The following is a 21,589-nucleotide window of genomic DNA, read 5'->3' as shown; positions in this document are numbered from 1 at the left end:
CATTTTTATTTTTTAATATACAAACAACATTCTACTATATTTTATTATTACAAATAACTACCAAGAGAGTAAATACATTATGAAGATATTCTTTTTTAATTCGACACTTTTTAAATTAGGAATAGTATACTTTTTCTACTTTATATAATGTATCCTCGATAGTCGAGCAGAGAACGGCATCCACTTTGTAAAATTTAACTCGAAAGTATAAACTTTTCAAAAAGTTCTTTATATTATTTTTTTGCTTAAAGGCAGGGAGGAATTCTGAATTTTTCTCCACATCACCAAAACTTTGAATCCATTGCTCTAAATAAGTCTGACTAAGTATTTTTCTATTTAAAACACTAATTATGGATTTTACCATTCTCTCATCTTCCCCATCGGAGTAAATTCGATCTGTTATGGTCATCTTTTCGTAAACCAAATCGAGGATAGTTAAGAGGTCATTTTTATCCAGTTCGGAACATTGTGCCAAATCTTCTAAAGCATCTGCTGCATGGGCTATGGCATGAGCCCAGCCTTTTTCTTCGTCATACCCACGGTAATCTCGCTCTTCTTGTACGTTGTAAAATACTTTCTCTTTTATCTGATGAATTTGCTCTCTTGAGAGAAATGGTGATTCTCTATGCCTCATGAAGAGGAGCGGTATGACTAGCATGGAGAAAGATCGAGTGAAGACAGAGTCTGTATTTGTTTCACCAAGCTTAAAAAGCAAATGGTTTTTATCCAAAACAATCGGTAGAATTTGTTCTAGTTCGTTTGCTGTTAGAGAATTATCAGGAATCCAATGTGATAAGGTTGTATAAATTAACTCATCACGTAATTGGGCATCCAAAGAACCGATGTTATTTATCATTTCAAGTATCAACTGGAATCTATCGGGAGGTGCTTGGTACCCATTCTCTTTTATTAATATCAACTTTTCTTTTAAATCCATTTTACACGCTCCTACTAGAAATTTTCTGAACTAACTTTTTCAAGGCTTTCTACTGAATTCCGTACCACTTCTTCCCTGACTATAAGGTATAGATAGAATCAGAGACATACACTTTATTGATCTTTAATAAAGTCTTTTCTCCTTTATAATAAAACATCCGTTTTACTTATTTAATTATAAGCGAACAGATAATGAAATTCCCATATTTAAACAGCTTCGATATTTTTAACTACTTTTTGGCTCATTTTGTTTCATTCTACTTTGTAACAACTGGTATGATATTTTTATCCATCGCGGAATCTGCATATCCAACTTGAATTGCGCCTCGGTAATCTCTATGCTTGCTAAATAATCATAAGGATCTCTATGTGTAGTACCCTTTAAATTATCAGTAATCCAGCGATGTGACTTGATGCGGTTACCTGCCCCATCCAACACAACAGGTATTCAAGCATCTTTAGCAAGCTCTCTCAACAACCAAATATACGTAGCATAGTCCTCTTTAAATTGTTCCTTTCAGCAGTCCGTGCCAATTCCACCTGGGCATAGCTATACTGATTTCCCTACAAAATTCTTGTAATGACTACATCTACCCTCTTGAAAACATATGCGCATTCCTTCGCTGATGAAAAGTTTTAGAGAGTATAAATTATTATAGGAGAAACTACAAAAATCAATGCTAAAATAATTTCCTTGCCACAGTTTACCTAAGGACTTGGCTAATCTACTTTATAATTGGAAAGTCAAAAGCAACTTTTCTTATTTGAATTCTATCTATATCATCATTAAATTCTTTAATACTATAAATGATAATCTGCTTTAACATTTGTCTCTTCTGTTCCATCTGTTTCACCTACTCTTATCCAACTAAATCGACCTTCACTGATAAAGCAATATCTGCTGGTGGATTTTCTTCTACAACCACATAAGATATTATGTAAGAGCCCTCTGGTAAATCATTTATTACAACTTCATAAGTCTCATTCGTATTTAATACTCCGGTCACTATTTTCTTTGTATCATTTACATTTCTAATACTAAATTGAAAGCTTTCCGTACCAGTATTTAGAATGTAAATTTTTACCTTTGAATCCCCTTTGTTATCAAAGTATGATTTACTTTCACCAATAGAGGATGCTATCTGTTCATCAATTAGACGGGCATGAGTAATTCCAATTTGTTCATCAATCAAATGACCACGAATTACTTCAATTTTATTCTCGTTTTGATTTACCTTTTCCTCTTTAAAGTTTTGAATGGTACCAGATTCAGCTGGCTCACTTTTAATTACTTTCGACTCTTCTTGAGAAGAGGTTTCATCTGTTTGAGTTAAGGTCGTTGTGCATCCAGATAAAATTATGCAACAGGACCATATCAGTGCAAATTTATTAATTTTCATCATTTTCTCCCGTGGAACATTATTGTATTTATTGGTAATTATACCAAATTTACAAAATAAAAAGAAGCAACCTTTTGGATACTCCACCATTAGAGCCAATGATATGTATTTTTCGAGGAAATTTATTGTTCAAATGAACCCTCCTATTCATTTTTTGTAGAATGATTATTTGTGGCTCACTACTAAAAATCAGGGATGACATTTTTTAAACATATGAAATGTATATAAGCTAAGCAATCCACAAAAATGTAGAAGAAAAAAGACTGAACAAAATTTAGTCCCACCGTCGTCGAATATAATAAACATCTGCACCCAATACCATGATCCTGATTAGGAAGAATCATTAAATCAAATTATATAGTGTTTACGGTTAACAGCTTCAGGTGTTAATCATTACTAAACAAAGGTTTGTAAACTCAGAATTACACAGATTCTTTAATATTAGGAAAAATCATGATCTGATTTTCAATTAATGTATTGAAGTTAATTCAACGCTTCCCTTTATACCCACGCGAAATTTTTAAATATTATAGAAGAAAGTCACTCATTTTTTTCAAAAATGAGTGTCTTTTTATTGTTCTAGAATGATTTCTTTTCAACCTGCTTACTTATCTAAATATCCCCAATTGCTTAGATAATCTTGACGCTCAAGTCATTTCGTCTTTTTGTGAAAGTTCCACATTATATAATTTTTATTCATTTTGGCATATACACGTTCCAAGTCATACCACTCCTTTCTATTAATACTATTTTGTAATTTTTTGGGTATTCAAAACATATAATATTAATTAATATATCCGGTATACATTCATCGAATAAAGAATATAATTCTGGAGGGTGTTAAATGAATACAATAAAATCTTTAATTTTCCCCCAAGACTTGAATAAATTGACCAAAACTCTACTTAAAGAGGTTTGTAGTGATATGACTTTAGAAGCGACAGGTAATGTAAATGAATTAGCAAGTAGAGTATGGGACGCTTTTGAACTTATTGAAGGAGATGTTCTTACAACGATTAGTAATAATATTTTTACTGGGCCCGTTTCTTTAGTTTGGTATCGAACTACAAATCCAACTGGTTTAACTGGACTTAAACAAAGTATTATTAATAAAATGCCATTCAACCCTTTCGAAACAGTAATTACACCAAATAGCGAAAATGTTCCCATTGAACCTACTATTATAGCTGCTTCTGAAATCGAAGGTTCACAAGCATATTATTTAAGGTTTATTCATAGAACAGGGGTTAATGTAGATTACTTTTTAACCAACCGTAGAGAATACATTAAACATGAAATTACTACAGTTTATATTGATGAAGTTAAGGGAATAATAGAAGTACGAGCAAGTTCAGCTGTTGCAAAGAAAATTATTGCTGGATTAGCTAAAATTGTAGATGAAGAATATGAATTCAAACAGTATGATTTCTTACAGAAGTATGGCGGAACTCTTGAGCCTTTAGCTGATGTTCTTCAAGGAAGGCTTATTGATGCTACAGGAAGACCAGCAGGAATAGTAAATTCATTTGAAGAAACACAAGGTAAATCCATTGTGAGAATACTTTCTGCAATTGATGAATACTATACTAATGGTGAATTATCAGCTCTTGAGCAAAACTTAAATAGCGAAGATATTACCAGCATTTTAGAAACAACACCTTTTTCTTTGTTACTTTTAAGTGGTCTCGAAACAATTGGATTAGGTAGCATTAGAGAGTTAAGAGGCTTACCATTGTATAATTATTTAGAGCCTTATCTATCCAAACAAAAAGGATCAATACTATTTGAATATAGTGTTGGTGGAGTGGTACAAGAATATTCTATTCGAATTGGCGTAACTACAAAGACATTTAAGTTCAATGTATTTGCGTCTGAACATGTATTGGATTATATTAGAGAAAAATTGATTCTGCGAGGTAAAAGTTGTGAGCAATTTAAAACCATGGGAAATTTCTCAAAAAATAGATAATGCACTCGAGGCAATTGCTATAAGTAAAGTTGATAAATTTTACCATAGTTATATTGCAGAAATAACTGGCTTACCTCTTGGAGTAGTTATTGAGAAATTATCTGAATTAGAAAAACAAGAAGCGCTCGTTATAGAATTAGAATTCCACTGTGAGGAATGTAGTAGAAGTATTTTAACTGCCAATAAATATGAATTGGAAAATATGGATTCACTTACTTGTAAGTATTGTGGGGCCGAAAATTGTTTTGATCCTTTAAACGCAATTCCAATCATTAAATTAAGTGAAGATTTCAAACAAAGTTTTTCCAAAAAAAAAATAATAACAAAATGGCTAATGTGGGGTTAAGTAAACAAAATAAACCTGAGAGTTTAAGAGAAATTATAGATATTTTAGAAAAAGAAAATTCTGGTCAATTATTAGATACAGTATCGAAACTCGGGCAAGTAACTATTATTTTAGGAGATGGTTATATGGGTGAATCTAGTAAATATGGTGGTTTAACTTTTGGAGAAAATAAAGGTAATATCACGATTGAAAACAACGGTACACTGAATCAAGGGATCTCTAGCCGATCTGATGATATTAGCGGTGCGTTAAAACAACTTCACGAAGATATTCAACGCCTATCAGGTGAACAACGTGAAATTGCAGAAGCGCATTTTGAACTACTTCAAACGCACATAAACAATGGAGATAAAGAGAAAGCTAAAAAACCATTAGAGAAATTAACTGCAATACTTGGTGTTATTACCTCTCTTGTAACTATTGCTTCTGCCTTAGGACTTGGAATCCCTTTAAAATAATTCAGTTGTGTTGAATAACCGTTTTTATCCACCCCTCAATTAAAATGCTCTCATATCCTATAGAATTATAAACCTGGCGAACCAGCACTTCCCCAGTATTAAACTGGGGTTTTTTGATCATTTCCCACTTTAAAATTTACCTTCAATCGTTGTCATTGATATTAAATCCCTTTATCTATTAGTTTCGGGATAGCTTCTTTAGCATCGCCCCAAACTGAAATCGTATTTGGCTATCCCACCACTATTATTATTTCCCTCAGAGTCTTCGGTAAAGATTTTTAAAAAACAACTACCCTTAATCCATTTCTGAGCTGTAACATCGCTGCCACAAATTTCGAATCACGCGATGCGGCGAAACCTTCAAAGAAAAAAGTACCTGCATCACCACAAAAACGTGAACGAAAATCAAAAGAAGAATGGGAGGATTGGCTTACGAAACAAGCAGAAATCAAAGCCAATCAGTCGACTTATGAAAAAGAAATCATGCATCAACTCGATACTCCACTGAAGACACTGTGGCAAGATGCGCCAATCGAACCAAATTGGGGCATCAAAAAGAACAGTGACGGCAAAAATACGTTTTGGTTTGGCTTTAAAGGGCATCTCGCAGTGACAACCAAGAGCCAATAAGTTTAAGGCTATTTCTCAGTCTTTTATTGTACTATCTGAAAAAGCTATCTACCCCTAAATTTTATGGCCTGAAACAGCTTCAATCCTTCATTAAGGATCCTCCAGTAGTAAATAGATGTTCATCATCAACGGTTTCCATATAGCCTCTTAATTTAATTTCAGGATGATCTATACCAAACAAAGTTTTATCACCCAAGCCTTCAAATGGCATAAAAACAGTCAATGTAATTTTTTCTCCTGGTTGAATATTTAATTTATTTCCAGTCGCTTCAACATGATATTCATTCCCTTTATAGCCACTTTCACCGTGTTTAATAGGAAAAGAAACATACACATTATTTTGCTTTATAGTATAATCACTGCCATTCACCAATTGGATAGTATAGGATATTCCTTCTTGAAGGGTTTCCTTTTCTAGTAATTCTAGCTTTACTTTTTTTACATCATCTACAGTAAACTTTTTTTCGCTTGTGCATCCTGCTAATACGATCAATATTAGCAAAAAAGAAAATAATAATTTGAATTTCAAGTACTTTCCCCTAACTTACCATTATTGTTTAATATTACCACACATTTATTGTAAGTGAAGAGGCATTGTAAATCTACAGCCTCGAGGTTTTTTGGATATTATTATTTAAATCTACCATAATAGAATCTCCAAAACTGCGAACATCTGCCAAGTAATCATACCCCTCTGGAGAGCCAAAACTATTAAAAGCCCTAACTGCCACGATTTTTTCACTTGGAATGACAAGCAGTGTGACGGTAGTGTATCCCAAAATTTGAAATGCTCCATTTGGTACAAGTGCTCCTATTTCTGAACGCTTGGCCATCGACCCTTTTACATACCAGAAGAAGCCGTTTTCTGGAAGGTCAGGATTGGAGAATGCAGGACTATGTATCGTTGTGGCTAATTTTAAAATATCCGAAGGAATCATTTGTTTGCCATTCAACTTCCCTTCATTTAGGTGAAGTAACCCCCATTTTGCGAATTCTCTTGCGGAGGCATACATATTCATTTGACTGCCATCCAAATTTGAAGAAGCTGACCAAAAACGGTCATTCGGTTGCCGAATCACTTCAACAAAGGTGTCATCAAATGTATGATACCAATTCGTTTCGGAAAAATGTAAAGGTTTGAATACCTCTTCATTGACAATATCAGCAATCGTTCGCTTTGTAGAGAATTTTACAATGTCGGATAGTAACTCTATATTTCTACCCCGATAAGCCCAGCTCGTACCGGGAGCAAACGTCTGAACATCCTCCCCATCTATATATTCAAGACCATGTGAATGCGTTACTAAATGGCGTATCGTAATACCATTGTATACATCCTTTTGGCTGTCGGGTAATAAATACAAAGATATCTCATCATCCAATGACTGAATATACCCATGATAGATGGCATAGGCAACCGCAAACGCAATATAGCTTTTACGGCATGAGGCAAGATGAAATTTGGTATCTGCTTGGATAGAACGTGCATTTTCTTGATTTGAATGCTTCCCCCAATATTGCTCGACTTGTAATTCATTATTATGGAATAAAACGAGAGCTGCTCCTGTACAATGAAGTGTTTGAAAAGTATTTTCTACTGATTTTTTCACATGATCAAATGATTGAGCTAACACTGAAAACTCCTCCTTTTGTAGTTCGCAAGATTTCTATATGCCTTTTATACATCTTTTGCAAGGGCTCGCTCATCTTGTTCAATTCTCTCGTCTACCCTCGTAGAAAGCCTCCTTCTGAATGGATGATTTGTCCTGTCATCCATTGAGCTTCCTCACTCGCAAGAAAACTAATTACTCTTGCGACATCTTCAGGCGATCCAATACGTCCCATCGGAAACTTTGGTAACAGGTACTTTCTAATTTCATCATTCATCCACGTCGAGTCGGTTGGCCCTGGATTCACTGCATTGACCGTAATTCCTATTGGAGCTAACTCTTGCGCTAATGTTCGTGTGAAAGCTGATATGGCTCCTTTTGTTGCTGCATAGGCTAGCTCTCCAACCATAGGACCTAACTCTTGTCCTGATGTCATATTTATAATTCGACCAGACGTGAAATGGGCTTTTTGAAAAAGACGAGCAAATTCAACACAAAGAAGAAATGTTGATCGCATATTTACAGCGTAATGTTGGTCAAGCGTCTGGGCATCTAACTGTACATAGCCATCCTGTGTGGAATGGGCTGCATTATTAATTAAAATGGAAGGGACGCCTAGTTTTTCTTCGACCGTCTGAAGAATCGTTTGTGCTGCTTGGGTCTCTGATAAACCAATTGTCATTTCTTCACACATGATCCCCATACTGAGAAGTTCATCTTTAAATTCACCAATCCAATTATGATCAGCATGCCAGTGCGTGAAAAAAATATGTACACCATCAGCAGCTAACCTTCTACAAATGGCTGTTCCAATATCTCGTGGATGGCTCGCACCTGTAATGACTGCAATTTTGTTTTTACTCATATTTCCCCTCCATTTTTTAAGAATTATTTAACCATCACGTTTAAGCAAAAAAAGGAGCAAAACCACAATGGTCTGCTCAGCCTTTGAAAATAAGTGCTCGACTAATTGCTAATGAATAGCAATCTTATTTTGTACTTCAATTTGAAATGCCTGTACATCAAATCGATGCTGTCGAATTATATCTTCCGCTAACTGTTGAGCTTTCTTTTGCATCCCTGCATTTTTATCTTCCGTTAAATTAATCATTACTTGAATAGATTCTGAGGTAATGCTGTGCTCGACACTAAAGTCACCATAGTTTTGATCAATCATCGTTTCAAATAGATTAGCCATAACGTCATTATAGCTAAGTCGAGTCGATTCTGTTGCTGCCGGTTCATAAAGGTCCTTCAATGTCAGCTGAAAAGAGATTGGATTTAAATCATTTTTCTGGATACAATTTAACATAATCTCCTCCATTTTCTTCTTCGCCACTATGTCCATCTCTTCCGGTAAGGACACTAGCAGTTCAATCTTTCCGTTGGGCAGAACACCATAGTCTAATTGAAAGCTAAAAGATTCTTTACGAAGGGCATTAAAAATATCACTAATTAAAAAATGATATTGTTGAATATAACTTAATAATTCATTATTACTAGTTCGTGACATAGTAATAGTTGATTTTTCAACATATTGAATAGGTGCATTTGCTAACAAAACAAATGCACTACAAACAATAAATGCAAGTAGAAACCATAAAGAAAATATTCTATTAATAAACATCTATAGCCCCCTTATTCGGGACTATATGCAAATTCTGTAAAGTTAATTACGGTAGGATCTTATAAAACAACACACGGTCTTGATTTTCACCGCCATAATTACTATGAATGGAGATAGCATCCACTGTCTTGTCACCTTTTTCCATTCTAAACCCCATATTAGTATGGAAGGCAATGGACACTTCATTAATAGGAGACGTTACACATTTGACAATATTTCGATGATATTGCTTTACCACATGAAAGAAAACATCAAACAGTCTTTTGGCAATATTCTGTTTTCTGTAATCAGGATGGACTCCAACAAAGTGGATAAACGCTTCATTTGAGTTGGATTGCGATAAAAAGCCGACTAGAAAACCAATAATTTCGCCATCCTTTTCCATAATGAGGCTCGTATTCGTAAAATGATCGAAAAATAATTTAGGTAGTTTATCTGACATATTCCTTCCGCCCCACCAGTCATTAATTAACGGGGATAAAGTATAGTAATCTGAACTTTGTAAGCTACGAATATTCATAGAAAACCTCCTTATTTTCAATTCTTACATGATATTTTGGCTATGGTTCTGAAGGGGCGAACGTTTGCACCGCTACCACAATTAAATAAATGGTGACAATCACCATACCAAACACACTACCAATGCGTATTAATTTAATTTGCAATTCGGAAACCTCTGGCGTCTCTTTGTAGCGCCAGCGCTCAAAAAATAAAAAGCTTTCCTCTGGATCATACAAACTCCATATACAGTAGCCATATACCGGTATGGATAAAACAATACTGATGAAAAACAACTCTATACCCTCCATCTAGGATGTTTAATCCTATTATTATTTTACCCTACCATTTATTTCAATTTCAATAATTCGATCAAGCCTTAGCTATGACTAATGACTTTAACGTCTCACTTAACGTCTGAATGCGGTTTGTTGAATCTGTCATCGTCACTAATAGCTGATTTTCTTCTTCCACAGAATGCAATATGTCAACCGTAGACGTTGCATTTTGCTCGGTCATTTTATTTAGCTTTTCAATTTGCTTTTGAATTGACTCGAATTGTGTGATGGCATTGCTTAATTCATTCATTCCTCTAGTTAAATCTGTATTTGTTTGCGTAAATGAATCCTTTAAAACATTGAAGAAATGACTAACATCTCGTAACAGTTGTTCCCCGTACTGAAGCGCTTTTTCACCGTCTTCGGAACGCTGATGTGCCTCCGTTGATTTTTCAAACAAGGTTTTCGTTACATTGGTAATGCTTACAGTAATAGCGGCGCTTTCTTCTGCTAGCTTACGCACCTCATCTGCAACAATGGCAAATCCTTTCCCATGTTCCCCTGCTCTAGCTGCTTCAATGGCTGCATTAAGTGCCAATAAATTTGTCTGCTGAGCAATATGTGTGATGCCCTTTAACAAGCTATCCACTGTTTGCAAACTATGCTGAAGCTCGTTTACCGTTTCCGCCGTTGAGCTCATCGCGTGACTCATCACACTCATTTGTGTCATCGCATCCTGCATTTTGTCCCACCCAGCCAATACTTCTTGCTGAAGCTGAGTAGAGCTTGCCACTGTATCCTTCGAGATGGTCAATGTTTCATTAACAAAGTGAACCGAATCGCCCATGGTGCCATGAATCATTTGTAAACTAGATGACTCTTGCTGGATACTGGCAGAAATATCTTCTGTGGTGATTAATATTTGTTTACTTGAACCTGAAATCCTTTGCATTGTTTGTTGGAACTGTGTCACATGCTCGTCCAGAGCCTGACTACTTTTTTCAATTTCTTGAAAGGTCATTTGTAATTGATTGTAGGATGCTTGCATCTCATTTTGCTGAATTTCTGCATGTTCAATCAGCTCATTGCCCCATTTTGCAATTAAATAAAAGGCAATAATCACTCCATTCATAATCGCCAAAAGTGTCACAAAAACAACGATATCATCAAATGGCCCCAGTAAAGATGGTGAGTTAACCATATATAATATGAAAAAACTGATGTTTGTTAAGATCCCAAAGAATACGATTAATTCCTTTTTAAAATACAGGGCAATAATAGCCACCGTACAAAGTAAAATATAATGTTTGTTTAATGAAAAGCTATCAAGCAAAAATAAGGTAAAGACAACACTAGACGGAATTAAGCCAAAAATAAAGCCTTTGACATAGGTTTTGATTGGCAATAAATAGTTACATACTGCCAACGTGATGACGGCTAGTCCAACAAATAAAAATAATATGCCTTTCGATAGGATTAGAGGTCCACAAATTAAAATAGCTAAGATTGAAATAATAGCTAAATTTACACGGTGGACCTTTCGCGTGTCGTAACGAATTTTATGCTCCATTGTAATCCCCCTAAAAAATGAATGGACATTCAGTTTAATTTTCTATTATTATATAGTATAACTACTGCTTTTTGTAGCTAAATATTGTATATTGAAGAATATTTTATACATCTTTGAAATTAAAGGAGGAAAATGAATTGAGTAGAGTTCAACAAATTGCATCAAATTTTTATTGTATTGATACACATGATTTAAATCGGGAACAACGAACGAGCTCCTATTTATTAATCGACGAAAAAATTACTCTAATTGAAACTTCTGCAAGCCCATCCGTTCCTTACATAATGGAAGGATTAAAGGAGTTAAATATTGCATTAGAGGATATTCACTATGTCATCGTGACACATATTCATTTAGACCATGCAGGAGGAGCAGGGTTATTTTTGCAAAGCTGTCCTAATGCAAAATTAGTTGTCCATCCACGAGGGGCAGCTCACATGATTGACCCAAGCAGACTTATTTTCAGTGCAAAAGGAGTCTATGGAGCTGAATTTGATCGCCTCTTTGATCCGATTGTGCCAATTGATGCTGCACGAATTATTGAAGTAAGTCACGAGCAACGTCTAGATTTAGGCCAACACCATTTAACGTTCTATCATACAGAAGGCCATGCAAAACATCATGTATCTATGCTCTATTCCGCTACCAATGGTCTTTTTGTAGGGGATACAACCGGGGTTCGTTATCCTGAAATGGATGGAGAAGCAATTGATTTAATTATTCCATCCACTTCGCCTAACCAATACAACCCAGAAACAATGGAGCAATCCATTCAGTTGTACGAAAAACTTCAAGCAGCTGAGTTATATTTTGGGCATTATGGTGCCTATAAAAATCCAGCTGAAGCTTATCGCCAAGTACGCTATTGGACACCCCTCTTTTTAGCAGAAGGTAAAAAAGCCCAAGCTGCATCAAGCGATTTCCAGGAGCAAGTCCACTATTTAGATGCTCGCTTAAAGGAGCTTTTATTCAGCTATTTACAGGAAAACAGCATTCCAACAGATCATCCAGTCTATCAAACGATTCCTTTCGATACCATTGTGTCGTCAATGGGAATACTAGATTACTTAGAAAAAGTCAATGCACAAGTGCCTCTATAACAGTAAAAAGAGATGTCTCCATGATGAGGAGACACCTCTTTTTAAAAGGAACGTAAAGTTACTCTTTTGAATGTTGGTGCTTTTGACTTTGATGGATACGCTTCTATTTGGGACTGTGATTGATCATACATATTGATTGAAGCACTCCTTCTTGAGTCAAAAGCGCTTAACATTGTGATTGGAGTATTCCCATTGCAGGCTTAAGTGATCATCACTTTGCTTGAAACGCTCCTAATTTAGACAAATGTGATCATGACTCCGCTCGAAACGCTCCTATCTCGGTCAAATGTGATCGTAACTACGCTTGAAACGCTCATACCTCGGTCAATAGTGATCGTAACTCTGCTTGAAACGCTCATATCTCGGTCAAAAGTGATCATATCTCTCCTCAAACCGCTCATACCTCGGTCAAATGTGATCGTAACTCTGCTCGAAACGCTCATACCTCGGTCAAATGTGATCATATCTCTCCTCAAACTGCTCGTATCTCGGTCAAATGTGATTGTAACTCCACTCGAAACCTCGTATCTTGGTCAAATGTGATCGTAACTCTGCTCGAAACGCTCATACCTCGGTCAAATGTGATCGTAACTCTCCTCGAAACGCTCTTGCTGTTTGACTGCTTAGCCCCGCCTATTTCCTTGCTCATGGGTTAGAGTGGCTAATGTTTGTTGGATTTGCTTGTTTATTATTGAGCTTTGTTATGAGTATTGGAGCCTTTTTAAAAAAGGAGCAAGGTTTTCTAAAGCTTATCCCGATCACTATGTTTTTTCCTTGTGAGTTTCATTCCTTCAGTAGCGGAGCCATTTCAAATTGTTCGTGTCCTAAGCTGGATAAAAAATTTATAAGGAAAATTATTGTTTTAATTGAGCCAATACAGCTCGAAAATCCTGCTTATCCCCTACCTCTCGAAATGTTTGAAAGGGATTCCCTATTTTTTTCATGCGCTCTATGACAGCGGGAATCGTGAAGAACTCTGGTTTTAAGTTTTCATTAACTTCATCCCAATTTAGAGGTGTTGCGACTAAACCCTTTGGATTGCCTCTCGTAGAATAGGGGGCAATGATGGTCTTCCCCTCTGCATGCTGCACGTAATCTAAATATAATTTTTCATGGCGATTCTTTTTTAATCGCTCAATTGTATACAAATTCGGCTTTTGCTCACATAAAAATCGACAAACAAATTCTGTAAACACCCGAACCTCCTCATAGGTAAAGGTGTTGGTTGGTAGCGGTATATAGAGCTGTAAGCCTTTTCCACCTGATGTTTTGACAAATGATTGTAGCTGAAAATAGTCAATGATATTTTTTAAATCCAGTGCACCAGCTACAGCTAATGAAAAATGTTCAGCTGAGGGTGGGTCTAAATCGAAAACTATTTCTGTCGGGTACATGGATTGAAAAGTTTGAAACGGAATATGCAGCTCCAATGCCAGTTGATTACCTAGCCACAGCAGAGTTTCTAAGTTGTTACATACAATATAATCAATCGTATCCATCACCGCCGTTGCCACAAAGTTAGGCATTTTATCTGGTTTACTTTTTTGATAAAAGCTTTCGCCTGGCACACCATGTGGAAAACGAATTAAAGTGAGAGGACGGTCTTTTAGAAAAGGTAATAAATATGGTGACATGCTTTGTAAATAGGACAAATAGTGATCCTTCGTTATGCCAATTTCTGGCCAAACAGGTTTGTCTGGGTGAGTAATAGGCACAGAATCGGGAATCGGAAAAAGCTGTCGTTGCATGTGCTGCCATTGACAATCCTCCGGTGTTTGTTCCAATCGAAAGGCATGAAATCTAGGTTCCCGGAGCTTACTACCATCAAAATCAATACAAGCAACGTCGATACAAATAGATGGTTCTAGATGCCATAACTCTTTTTGGCGCTGTCCATTGGTCTGAAAAAATGTAACAAGTGTTTGGTGCTCTTCTTCTGTCATACCATGTTTAAACGTCACAACCTCGCGCAATTGACCATCCTTATAAATTGAGCCATGAAAAAAGCCATTGCTATGGTTATATTGTGTGACTACAACCGTCACATATCGCCAATTTTTAATTTTTAACCAATGATTTGAACGAGTGTTTTCCAGCCACTTACTTGTTTTCTTCTTTGCCACCATGCCCTCACCATTGTAAACCTTTATTGCCTGCCATAAATTCTCGCTCTCTTCCTCCCCCTCTACAATTTGAATCGAGCTTCTATCCTCAAAGTCGACGCTCGGTAATAGTACCTTTGAAGCAAACTTCGCCAATTGCTCCTTCCTTGTTTTTAAATAGCGATTGTGAAGGGACTCCCCCTTAAAAGTTAATACATCAAATACGAGATAACGAAAAGGAAAGGTCTTTGCATGTGCCTCTATGACGTCCTCATTTTGCATTCTCCCTCTTTTTTGAACAACTGCAAATTCACTTTTATAATGATTGCTTAAATAAACAATCTCTCCATCCAAGGTTAATGGCAAAAAAGCCTTTACAGATGCATATATTTGCTGACAGAAAGCTAAAATCTCAGGAAACAAGTAGTTTAAATTGCGACCATTTCGGCTCATGAGTATCGGCTGTTCATCCCATATTAACAGGCAACGAAAACCATCATATTTCGTTTCATATAACCACTCATCCCCATTTGGAATATCGTTTGATTCCGTTAAAAGCATTGGTTTCATTCAACACTACCTACTTTGTTTTTTATCTACAGTGTTTGACGATTTCAATTTACAATACATAAAAAGCTGCAAAATACATCATAGTAAGAAAAACGAGGTGACAAACATGCATACAGTGTGGAAAGGCAGTATTTCCTTTGGTTTAGTCAATATCCCAGTTAAACTACATGCCGCTACTGAAAATAAAGATATTAAATTGCGTCAGCTTCACAAAGAATGCCATACACCTATTAGCTACAAAAAGGTTTGTGAAGGCTGTAATCAGGAAGTAAAAGATGAGGATATTGTTAAGGCTTACGAATATACAAAAAATAAATTTGTTGTCTTGGATCAAGAGGATTTAGAAAACCTACGTAAGGAAAATGAAGAGAAGGCTGTAGAAATTATTGATTTTGTTCAATTAACCGAAATCGATCCGATATATTTTGAACGTACCTATTTCTTATCTCCTGATTCTACCGGTGCTAAAGCCTATTCCCTATTGCGTAAAACATTAGAGCAATCAGGAAAAATTGGTATCGCGAAAATTATTATTCGATCAAAAGAACAGCTTGCCGTTGTGCGAGTTTATCAAAATGCACTCGTCATGGAAACAATTCATTATCCAGATGAAGTGAGAAGTGTTGGCGACGTGCCCAATATACCTAGTGAGCAAGACGTGGTGCCGAAGGAGCTTGAAACAGCTCTCATGCTTGTAGATCAGCTAACCACTACCTTTAACCCTGAAAAATATACTGACGATTATCGCAACGCTCTACTAGAACTAATCGAAGAAAAGAAAGCTACGAATACAATCGCTGCAAGTGATAAACAACGACCAATTCCCGATAATGTCACAGATTTAATGACAGCACTGCAGGCTTCCTTAGATAAAACGAAGAAGCCCGCTCCAAGAAAACGCACCACCCGCACAAAGAAAAATGCTTAAAAAGAGAGCGTATCCTTTCTACAGGATACGCTCGAAATAGTTATCTACATCCTTTTTATGTTGTACCACTAACAGCTTATCCAATACATCCCCCTGTTGTTTGAAAAATTTAGGTTTACCCTTTAGCTCAAAACGTTTATTCCAACGAAACATTTTGAAGAAAATCGAAAAAGTTGGTTGGTAATGGGCTTTTTCAATACCGATTTTTTGTTTCACAAACCTTTTAATAATGCGAAAAATACGGATTTTATAGGGAGTATCAAGAAAGATGATGCAGTCTGCTTGCTGAAAGCTCTGGATTACCCACTCCTCTTGATGAATTCCTTCAATAATCCAAGAGTCTGTCTGGACAATACTTTGTAAATACGCCATTCTTTCTTGTTCCGTTCTCATACTATCCCCTGATTCTTTTCTAATCCAAACAACATTATCCAACTCATAATAGGGGATGTGATAGGTTTTAGCTAATTCCTTTGCTAATGTTGTTTTCCCACTGCCAACGGACCCAATGATATGTATTTTTTGTGGAATTGCCATTATCCCCGAACGCCCCTTTACCCTATGTATCTTTGTAGAAATATTCCCTTTATTATACAATGATTCTAGCAAAGGAAAATAGGAGGATAAAAATGTTCTACCATGAATTCGAGCACAATTTACAAAAATATAATGACCCAACCGAATATGATAATCTCTATGCTAATTATCAAGACGATCTTCATTATATTCAGGACTATATAGGTACGAAAAAAGAGTCCATTATCGAATTAGCATGCGGGACAGGACGTATAGCTATTCCATTAGCTGCACAGGGTATTCCTGTCTTTGGGGTAGATCTACATGAAGGAATGATCCAGCATGCGATCGAAAAAGCCAGTAAACGAGGTGTGCAAATCCAATTTAGCTTACAAGATTGTACACAACTACAATTACCTATAACGACTAATTTTATTTATATGACAGGCAATTCATTTCAGCACTTTTTAACAAATGAAAGTCAAAATGCTTTATTGCAATCTGTGAAGAAGCATTTACAACCAGGGGGTGAATTTCTTTTTGATACGAGAAATGCCATTTTAAATGAGTTATCCGCCATTGATGAATACAAAGAACAAACAATCACTAGCAATGGTGAAAAAAGAAAGACGTTCCATCGTGAAGAATATAATCCTGTCACGCAAATATTAACGTGCCGTGCTGTTCATCAACAAGGGCAACAAACTTTCGAAGATGCCATATTACTGCGCTACACATATCCTATGGAAATGACTAGACTATTACAGCAAAACGGGTTTGAGTTGAAACATCTTTACGGTTCCTGGCAAAGAAGTGAATTTCATGCACTAAGTCCTTCTATGGTTGTCCATGCTCGTTTATTATAAAGTCTTTGATTTTTGCAAAAACCATGAAAAAAAGAGGCTACCCTTAAGCCTCTTTCTTTACCTGATAATGCATTTGCACCATTTGACCATATCGTTTAGTTTCGAGTAGTTTTAACTCTTCAAAAGGACGTGGATATTTAAACAGTGGGATACCCGATCCCAGCAAATGTGGTGTAATCGTAACAATCCATTCATCAATTAACTGTTCCTGTAAAAAGGCATCTAGTATAGAGGCTCCACCAACCATCCAGATTTTTGCGCCTTGTTGTGCTTTTAACTGTTTAGTAAAAGTTACAACATCCTCATGGACAAATTCAACGTGCTCATTTTTCTCCGTTTGAGTTGTAGTAAACACATAGCATTTCTTGTCTGTATATGGAAAAGGCTCGATATGCTCTACGATGTAATCATATGTTCGTTTGCCCATAATGACGGTATCAATGGTTTGATACATATCCGAATAGCCGTTATCTCCTTCTCCCTCTGTTTCTTCTAGCCACTGTAAATCATCATTTTCCTTAGCTATAAAGCCATCTAAACTCGCTGCGATAAAAACCACTATTTCTCGTGACATCATGTCAACTCCTCTTCTTTTTGATAATCACTTGTACAACGTCTATACTAACTATAAAACATGACAACTACTGGCATGATTAAATCAAAAGGTGAAAAAATATGTCCAAAGCTAAACGTTTAATTGATATTTTGCTATATATCAGTGCTAAAAAGAAATTTACGGCGCAGGAAATTGCAGATGATTTTAATATTTCTGTGCGAACCGTGCATCGTTATTTGTTAGATTTAAGTGATATGGGCCTGCCTATTTACGCGGAACAAGGGAGAAACGGTGGCTACACAGTACTTTCGAGCACGCTTCTTCCTCCTATTCTATTTACAGAGGAAGAAGCGGTAGCCATATTTTTCGCTTTTCAATCTCTTCATTATTACCGGGATCTACCTTTTAATACGGAAATGAAATCTGTATCTCAAAAGCTGTATGACTCCTTGCAGCAAGAAGCGAAAAAAAAGGTAGATACGCTTCAATCCTATATTGCCTTTTGGAACCCTAAGCGAACAATAGAAACACCACTATTAACAGACGTGTTAGAAGCAATAATCAACCAGGAACAATTACATATCCAATATGAATCAAAATCTGGAATCACGACAAAGCATGTCCAGCCTATTGGTGTGTATGCTCATGATGGCTTATGGTATATGCCTGCCCTTCATGCACCATTTGAAAAAATTCTCTTATTTCGAATAGACCGTATTCATTCCATAGAAGTCAGCGATAAGAACCCTGATTCTACCATTAATTTGCAGCAATGGCTAGAGAGTGACTATGAGCCTCAACAGCCTATTCGTTTATATGTGGAATTAACTAGAGAGGGTGTGCGCCAATGTTTAAGTGAGCCGAACCTTGAAAAGGCAGTTGTTCGTTCAAGTGATGGGACGGGGTTTATTGAGATGATGATCGATAAAGGAGAGCTTCATTTTATTAGCTCCCTTTTCTTCCGTCTTGGCCAGCACGCCATTGTAAAAGAACCACAAGAACTAATCCAACTTATACGAAAACAGGCGCATGACCTATTATCGATTTATCCAGAACAACGCGACATCTAAATTTCAAGTGACAATTTTGTCAGATTCACGTAACGTTCATCGTTATTACTTTTTAGTGACCTTCCTTATAATTGATCATGAAGGAGGAGATGACTGTTGCAACCAACCGACAACAACACACGTATTGATACGTTAGATTATTTAAGAGGGTTCGCCTTACTCGGTATTATTTTAGTGAATATCCCCTCATTAATGTGGATTGAACCACCTACACTAGCAAGCGATATTGCCTATAATCGCTTTTTAACACTTTTTATCGAAGGTAAATTTTTCATTATTTTTTCCTTTTTATTTGGAGTAGGATTCTACCTTTTTATTTCACGTGCTATGGCTAGAAACGAGAAAGCTTATGCCTTATTTAGCCGCAGACTTTTCATTTTATTACTTATGGGGCTTGTCCATTTCTATTTTCAACCTGGTGAAGCACTAACCATTTATGCCATTTTTGGTTTTATAGCCCTACCTTTTTATAAAATGCGTAAAGAAATCAATGTAATTATCAGCTTATTGCTATTGGCCCTTACAGCTTATTTTGGCATAAAAATTGCGATGCCATTTCCACTTATTCTACTAGGTCTAGCAGCTGGTCAATATCGTTTATTTGAAAATATTTCGATTCATCGTAATAAATTGATGCTTGCAACAATTGTAATGTTCTGTATCAGTATTGCTAGTTGGTTTTATCAATGGCAGTATGTGCCTGAAGCCAACGTCAACTTCGACCAATTGTCCAAGGATCAATTAGAAGAACATATCATAAATGTAGAGCAATTTACATTAATAGGTCTACAGAATAGTCCAATAGTGTCAGCATTTTATATGGGAGCAATCATCCTATTACTACAGAGCCCTCTATTCCAGCGCCTATTATCACCGTTAAAAGCCTATGGTCGGATGGCTTTAACTAATTATTTAGGGCAAACAGCACTTATTCTGGTCATTGGGCATGCATTCGATCTAATTGGTCAGCTTCGTTTCATCGAATCATTATGGATTTGTCTAGGGATTTATGTTTTCCAATTGCTCTTTAGTAAAGGATGGTTACACTTTTTCCGCTTCGGGCCAATGGAATGGCTCTGGCGAATGGGTACCTATTGGACAGTCCCTCCTCTACGACAAAGAAAAAACATCGATTAATTTTTTAGTCAATGATAAATACCTATCAGCATGGCGTTAAACGTCATATATTGGTAATGTACCCTACTCGCTTTCCATCTTTGCTCATATCTTCAGCAAGAAACACATCCCCATATTATTTGGTCACTTATCGCAACATAAGTGACCTTTTTTATTATATGCAGCAAGCATTATGCTTCACCTGCCACATACCCATTGCATACTATGCAAATAAAACCCTTTTTTGTAGGGAGGATTGTATGAAAAATAACAAGGGCTATCGGAATAGTGAGGCAAGTGATTCTGTGAGTCAGGCAGCTAAGCTGGCCGTGATTGCAGGAGCTATTACAACACTTGGTGATGCACTAGCAACCATTGCAGCTGGCCTTGCTTTAGAGGATGAATTGAAAGAAAATGAGAGTAATCGTGATGACATTGACAAACTACAAAAGCAAATTGACGAATTAAATTATGAAATGAAGCAATTAAAAAGAATGTTGCGTTAATATTAAAACTCATACCAAAAATCGACAATACCCAATTGGATATTGTCGATTTTTCATGTTATTTAGCTGCCCAAATTTCAATTTCTATTTTAATGGCTGGTAATCCTAGTGCCGATACGTAGGCTATAGTCATAGAGGGATAGGAATCATTAAACATCGCTTCCCATTGTTGATAGAAATAATCCCAATCTATCTCCTCTGTCGCCCAAATATTTACTTTCACTACATGCGTGGCATCCATTCCCTCCGCTGTTAAAATCATTTCAATATTTTTTAGCGTATTGGCAATTTGCTCAAGCAATGTCTGTGGCAATTGATCGTCTTGTCCAACCCCTATCTGACCAGAAAATGCATACATCGTTGCATCTTTAGGAATAATGGTTACATGACTATACTTTCCAACAGGACTTGGCACTTGCATAGGATTTTTACGAGTTAGTTTTGATTTCATAGTTAGATCTCCTTTAGGTTATTATTTTTCTAAAAAAGGGCAGACTTCACCCTTGTTGATCAATTTTAGAAAAAAACAGCAGTAGAGAATCCAATACCCATGCGTAAAAAACGAATTGATCTTTTTTTCATGTGAATTCTCCTCCTTTTACCTAAAGTTATTTTCAACTTACCATTTCTATCCTTAATATTCAATAAAATTGCACAAATATTTATAAGATATTTTTCATTATTTCTCAGGCAATTAACTATTTAACCATAACGAATACATCATATATATAATAGTGTAAAGCTAAATTAGCCTTACACCTCCGAAATTGTTACTAGGGTTACTCCATCCCAAGTGACCCTGTAAGCTAAAAAAACTAGGTACCTCTTATAGGAGGTACCTAGTTTTTTGTTAATATGCGTGTTCATTTATAGAATAACATAGTATTCTGAACATTTTCTGAACAATCTAACGTTTATAGAAAAAGATCAACTATAC

Annotated in this window: 22 protein-coding genes and 1 pseudogene; 10 read left to right on the top strand and 13 right to left on the bottom strand. The window is 36.1% G+C overall.

Annotated elements, in window-relative coordinates; all coding sequences use genetic code 11:
• Nucleotides 1-115 precede the first annotated feature (115 nt).
• The gene (locus ABC382_RS02970) at nt 116-937 is read right to left on the bottom strand and encodes a DUF2785 domain-containing protein (protein ID WP_322610702.1); all 822 of its coding nucleotides are present in this window, start codon (nt 935-937) and stop codon (nt 116-118) included.
• Between the two features lie 859 nt (nt 938-1,796).
• Entirely contained in the window at nt 1,797-2,336 is a 540-nt protein-coding gene (locus ABC382_RS02965; protein ID WP_322610701.1) for a hypothetical protein, read from the bottom strand.
• 844 nt (nt 2,337-3,180) lie between these two features.
• On the opposite strand from ABC382_RS02965, the gene ABC382_RS02960 reads away from it, so the two are divergent.
• The 4 genes and pseudogenes from ABC382_RS02960 to ABC382_RS02945 form a co-directional block, all read left to right on the top strand.
• Nucleotides 3,181-4,305 carry a hypothetical protein gene (locus ABC382_RS02960; protein WP_322606502.1) on the top strand — a complete coding sequence of 375 codons (1,125 nt, stop codon included), beginning with the start codon at nt 3,181-3,183 and terminating at the stop codon, nt 4,303-4,305.
• Complete coding sequence (locus tag ABC382_RS02955; RefSeq protein WP_274793240.1) at nt 4,262-4,651, top strand: hypothetical protein; 390 nt, start codon at nt 4,262-4,264, stop codon at nt 4,649-4,651. Before ABC382_RS02960 ends, ABC382_RS02955 begins: the two co-directional genes overlap by 44 nt.
• Nucleotides 4,633-5,109 carry a hypothetical protein gene (locus ABC382_RS02950; RefSeq protein WP_313470936.1) on the top strand — a complete coding sequence of 159 codons (477 nt, stop codon included), beginning with the start codon at nt 4,633-4,635 and terminating at the stop codon, nt 5,107-5,109. Before ABC382_RS02955 ends, ABC382_RS02950 begins: the two co-directional genes overlap by 19 nt.
• A gap of 318 nt (nt 5,110-5,427) precedes the next feature.
• Nucleotides 5,428-5,736 (top strand): annotated as a pseudogene (locus ABC382_RS02945) (IS5/IS1182 family transposase); the annotation flags it as partial.
• Nucleotides 5,737-5,818: 82 nt separating this feature from the next.
• Here the strand turns inward: ABC382_RS02945 and ABC382_RS02940 are convergent.
• The 7 genes from ABC382_RS02940 to ABC382_RS02910 form a co-directional block, all read right to left on the bottom strand.
• Nucleotides 5,819-6,268: a hypothetical protein gene (locus ABC382_RS02940; RefSeq protein ID WP_274793242.1), complete on the bottom strand. Its 450-nt coding sequence runs from the start codon at nt 6,266-6,268 to the stop codon at nt 5,819-5,821.
• Between the two features lie 73 nt (nt 6,269-6,341).
• A complete protein-coding gene (locus ABC382_RS02935; protein WP_322610700.1) occupies nt 6,342-7,373 on the bottom strand; it encodes a serine hydrolase domain-containing protein in 1,032 nt (343 codons plus the stop codon).
• A 91-nt stretch (nt 7,374-7,464) separates the two neighbouring features.
• Complete coding sequence (locus ABC382_RS02930) at nt 7,465-8,214, bottom strand: SDR family oxidoreductase (protein WP_412926556.1); 750 nt, start codon at nt 8,212-8,214, stop codon at nt 7,465-7,467.
• Nucleotides 8,215-8,322: 108 nt separating this feature from the next.
• Nucleotides 8,323-8,976: a hypothetical protein gene (locus ABC382_RS02925; protein WP_322610699.1), complete on the bottom strand. Its 654-nt coding sequence runs from the start codon at nt 8,974-8,976 to the stop codon at nt 8,323-8,325.
• Between the two features lie 46 nt (nt 8,977-9,022).
• Nucleotides 9,023-9,496 carry a GNAT family N-acetyltransferase gene (locus tag ABC382_RS02920; RefSeq protein WP_322610698.1) on the bottom strand — a complete coding sequence of 158 codons (474 nt, stop codon included), beginning with the start codon at nt 9,494-9,496 and terminating at the stop codon, nt 9,023-9,025.
• Between the two features lie 40 nt (nt 9,497-9,536).
• Nucleotides 9,537-9,770, bottom strand: coding sequence for a DUF6199 family natural product biosynthesis protein (locus ABC382_RS02915; protein ID WP_322610697.1), 234 nt, complete (start codon nt 9,768-9,770; stop codon nt 9,537-9,539).
• A 76-nt stretch (nt 9,771-9,846) separates the two neighbouring features.
• Nucleotides 9,847-11,322 (bottom strand): methyl-accepting chemotaxis protein, encoded by a 1,476-nt coding sequence (locus tag ABC382_RS02910; RefSeq protein WP_322610696.1) that lies wholly within the window; start codon nt 11,320-11,322, stop codon nt 9,847-9,849.
• Nucleotides 11,323-11,459: 137 nt separating this feature from the next.
• Between ABC382_RS02910 and ABC382_RS02905 the strand changes: the two genes are divergently transcribed.
• Complete coding sequence (locus tag ABC382_RS02905; protein WP_322610695.1) at nt 11,460-12,422, top strand: MBL fold metallo-hydrolase; 963 nt, start codon at nt 11,460-11,462, stop codon at nt 12,420-12,422.
• Nucleotides 12,423-13,276: 854 nt separating this feature from the next.
• On the opposite strand, the gene ABC382_RS02900 is transcribed toward ABC382_RS02905, so the two are convergent.
• Nucleotides 13,277-15,094: a DNA ligase D gene (locus ABC382_RS02900; protein WP_322610694.1), complete on the bottom strand. Its 1,818-nt coding sequence runs from the start codon at nt 15,092-15,094 to the stop codon at nt 13,277-13,279.
• A gap of 106 nt (nt 15,095-15,200) precedes the next feature.
• On the opposite strand from ABC382_RS02900, the gene ku reads away from it, so the two are divergent.
• Nucleotides 15,201-16,022 (top strand): non-homologous end joining protein Ku, encoded by an 822-nt coding sequence (gene ku, locus ABC382_RS02895; RefSeq protein ID WP_274793252.1) that lies wholly within the window; start codon nt 15,201-15,203, stop codon nt 16,020-16,022.
• A gap of 18 nt (nt 16,023-16,040) precedes the next feature.
• Here ku and ABC382_RS02890 read toward each other — a convergent pair whose 3' ends face one another.
• Nucleotides 16,041-16,559, bottom strand: a complete 519-nt coding sequence (locus tag ABC382_RS02890; protein ID WP_274793253.1) for an AAA family ATPase — start codon at nt 16,557-16,559, stop codon at nt 16,041-16,043.
• A gap of 92 nt (nt 16,560-16,651) precedes the next feature.
• Here ABC382_RS02890 and ABC382_RS02885 point away from each other — a divergent pair, with 92 nt between their 5' ends.
• A complete protein-coding gene (locus ABC382_RS02885; RefSeq protein ID WP_322610693.1) occupies nt 16,652-17,404 on the top strand; it encodes a class I SAM-dependent methyltransferase in 753 nt (250 codons plus the stop codon).
• A 43-nt stretch (nt 17,405-17,447) separates the two neighbouring features.
• On the opposite strand, the gene ABC382_RS02880 is transcribed toward ABC382_RS02885, so the two are convergent.
• Complete coding sequence (locus tag ABC382_RS02880) at nt 17,448-17,978, bottom strand: dihydrofolate reductase family protein (RefSeq protein WP_322610692.1); 531 nt, start codon at nt 17,976-17,978, stop codon at nt 17,448-17,450.
• 101 nt (nt 17,979-18,079) lie between these two features.
• On the opposite strand from ABC382_RS02880, the gene ABC382_RS02875 reads away from it, so the two are divergent.
• From ABC382_RS02875 to ABC382_RS02865, 3 genes are all read left to right on the top strand, one after another.
• Nucleotides 18,080-19,030: a helix-turn-helix transcriptional regulator gene (locus ABC382_RS02875; protein ID WP_322610691.1), complete on the top strand. Its 951-nt coding sequence runs from the start codon at nt 18,080-18,082 to the stop codon at nt 19,028-19,030.
• A 96-nt stretch (nt 19,031-19,126) separates the two neighbouring features.
• Entirely contained in the window at nt 19,127-20,167 is a 1,041-nt protein-coding gene (locus ABC382_RS02870; protein ID WP_322610690.1) for a DUF418 domain-containing protein, read from the top strand.
• Nucleotides 20,168-20,406: 239 nt separating this feature from the next.
• The gene (locus ABC382_RS02865; RefSeq protein WP_274793257.1) at nt 20,407-20,652 is read left to right on the top strand and encodes a hypothetical protein; all 246 of its coding nucleotides are present in this window, start codon (nt 20,407-20,409) and stop codon (nt 20,650-20,652) included.
• 58 nt (nt 20,653-20,710) lie between these two features.
• Here the strand turns inward: ABC382_RS02865 and ABC382_RS02860 are convergent, their stop codons facing one another.
• Entirely contained in the window at nt 20,711-21,103 is a 393-nt protein-coding gene (locus ABC382_RS02860) for a RidA family protein (protein ID WP_322610689.1), read from the bottom strand.
• Between the last annotated feature and the right edge of the window lie 486 nt (nt 21,104-21,589).

Source organism: Lysinibacillus phoenicis (assembly GCF_047238325.1).
Taxonomy (GTDB): domain Bacteria; phylum Bacillota; class Bacilli; order Bacillales_A; family Planococcaceae; genus Lysinibacillus; species Lysinibacillus irui.
Note: the sequence above shows the minus strand (reverse complement) of the source record. Positions and strands in the feature narration are given on the sequence as shown.

Excerpts from the sequence above, each read along its gene's own strand:
- ABC382_RS02970 (WP_322610702.1), bottom strand. The coding sequence starts at position 937 with ATGGATTTAAAAGAAAAGTTGATATTAATAAAAGAGAATGGGTACCAA.
- ABC382_RS02965 (WP_322610701.1), bottom strand. The coding sequence starts at position 2,336 with ATGAAAATTAATAAATTTGCACTGATATGGTCCTGTTGCATAATTTTA.
- ABC382_RS02960 (WP_322606502.1), top strand. The coding sequence starts at position 3,181 with ATGAATACAATAAAATCTTTAATTTTCCCCCAAGACTTGAATAAATTG.
- ABC382_RS02950 (WP_313470936.1), top strand. The coding sequence starts at position 4,633 with ATGGCTAATGTGGGGTTAAGTAAACAAAATAAACCTGAGAGTTTAAGA.
- ABC382_RS02930 (WP_412926556.1), bottom strand. The coding sequence starts at position 8,214 with ATGAGTAAAAACAAAATTGCAGTCATTACAGGTGCGAGCCATCCACGA.
- ABC382_RS02925 (WP_322610699.1), bottom strand. The coding sequence starts at position 8,976 with ATGTTTATTAATAGAATATTTTCTTTATGGTTTCTACTTGCATTTATT.
- ABC382_RS02920 (WP_322610698.1), bottom strand. The coding sequence starts at position 9,496 with ATGAATATTCGTAGCTTACAAAGTTCAGATTACTATACTTTATCCCCG.
- ABC382_RS02910 (WP_322610696.1), bottom strand. The coding sequence starts at position 11,322 with ATGGAGCATAAAATTCGTTACGACACGCGAAAGGTCCACCGTGTAAAT.
- ABC382_RS02900 (WP_322610694.1), bottom strand. The coding sequence starts at position 15,094 with ATGAAACCAATGCTTTTAACGGAATCAAACGATATTCCAAATGGGGAT.
- ku (WP_274793252.1), top strand. The coding sequence starts at position 15,201 with ATGCATACAGTGTGGAAAGGCAGTATTTCCTTTGGTTTAGTCAATATC.
- ABC382_RS02890 (WP_274793253.1), bottom strand. The coding sequence starts at position 16,559 with ATGGCAATTCCACAAAAAATACATATCATTGGGTCCGTTGGCAGTGGG.
- ABC382_RS02885 (WP_322610693.1), top strand. The coding sequence starts at position 16,652 with ATGTTCTACCATGAATTCGAGCACAATTTACAAAAATATAATGACCCA.
- ABC382_RS02880 (WP_322610692.1), bottom strand. The coding sequence starts at position 17,978 with ATGTCACGAGAAATAGTGGTTTTTATCGCAGCGAGTTTAGATGGCTTT.
- ABC382_RS02875 (WP_322610691.1), top strand. The coding sequence starts at position 18,080 with ATGTCCAAAGCTAAACGTTTAATTGATATTTTGCTATATATCAGTGCT.
- ABC382_RS02865 (WP_274793257.1), top strand. The coding sequence starts at position 20,407 with ATGAAAAATAACAAGGGCTATCGGAATAGTGAGGCAAGTGATTCTGTG.
- ABC382_RS02860 (WP_322610689.1), bottom strand. The coding sequence starts at position 21,103 with ATGAAATCAAAACTAACTCGTAAAAATCCTATGCAAGTGCCAAGTCCT.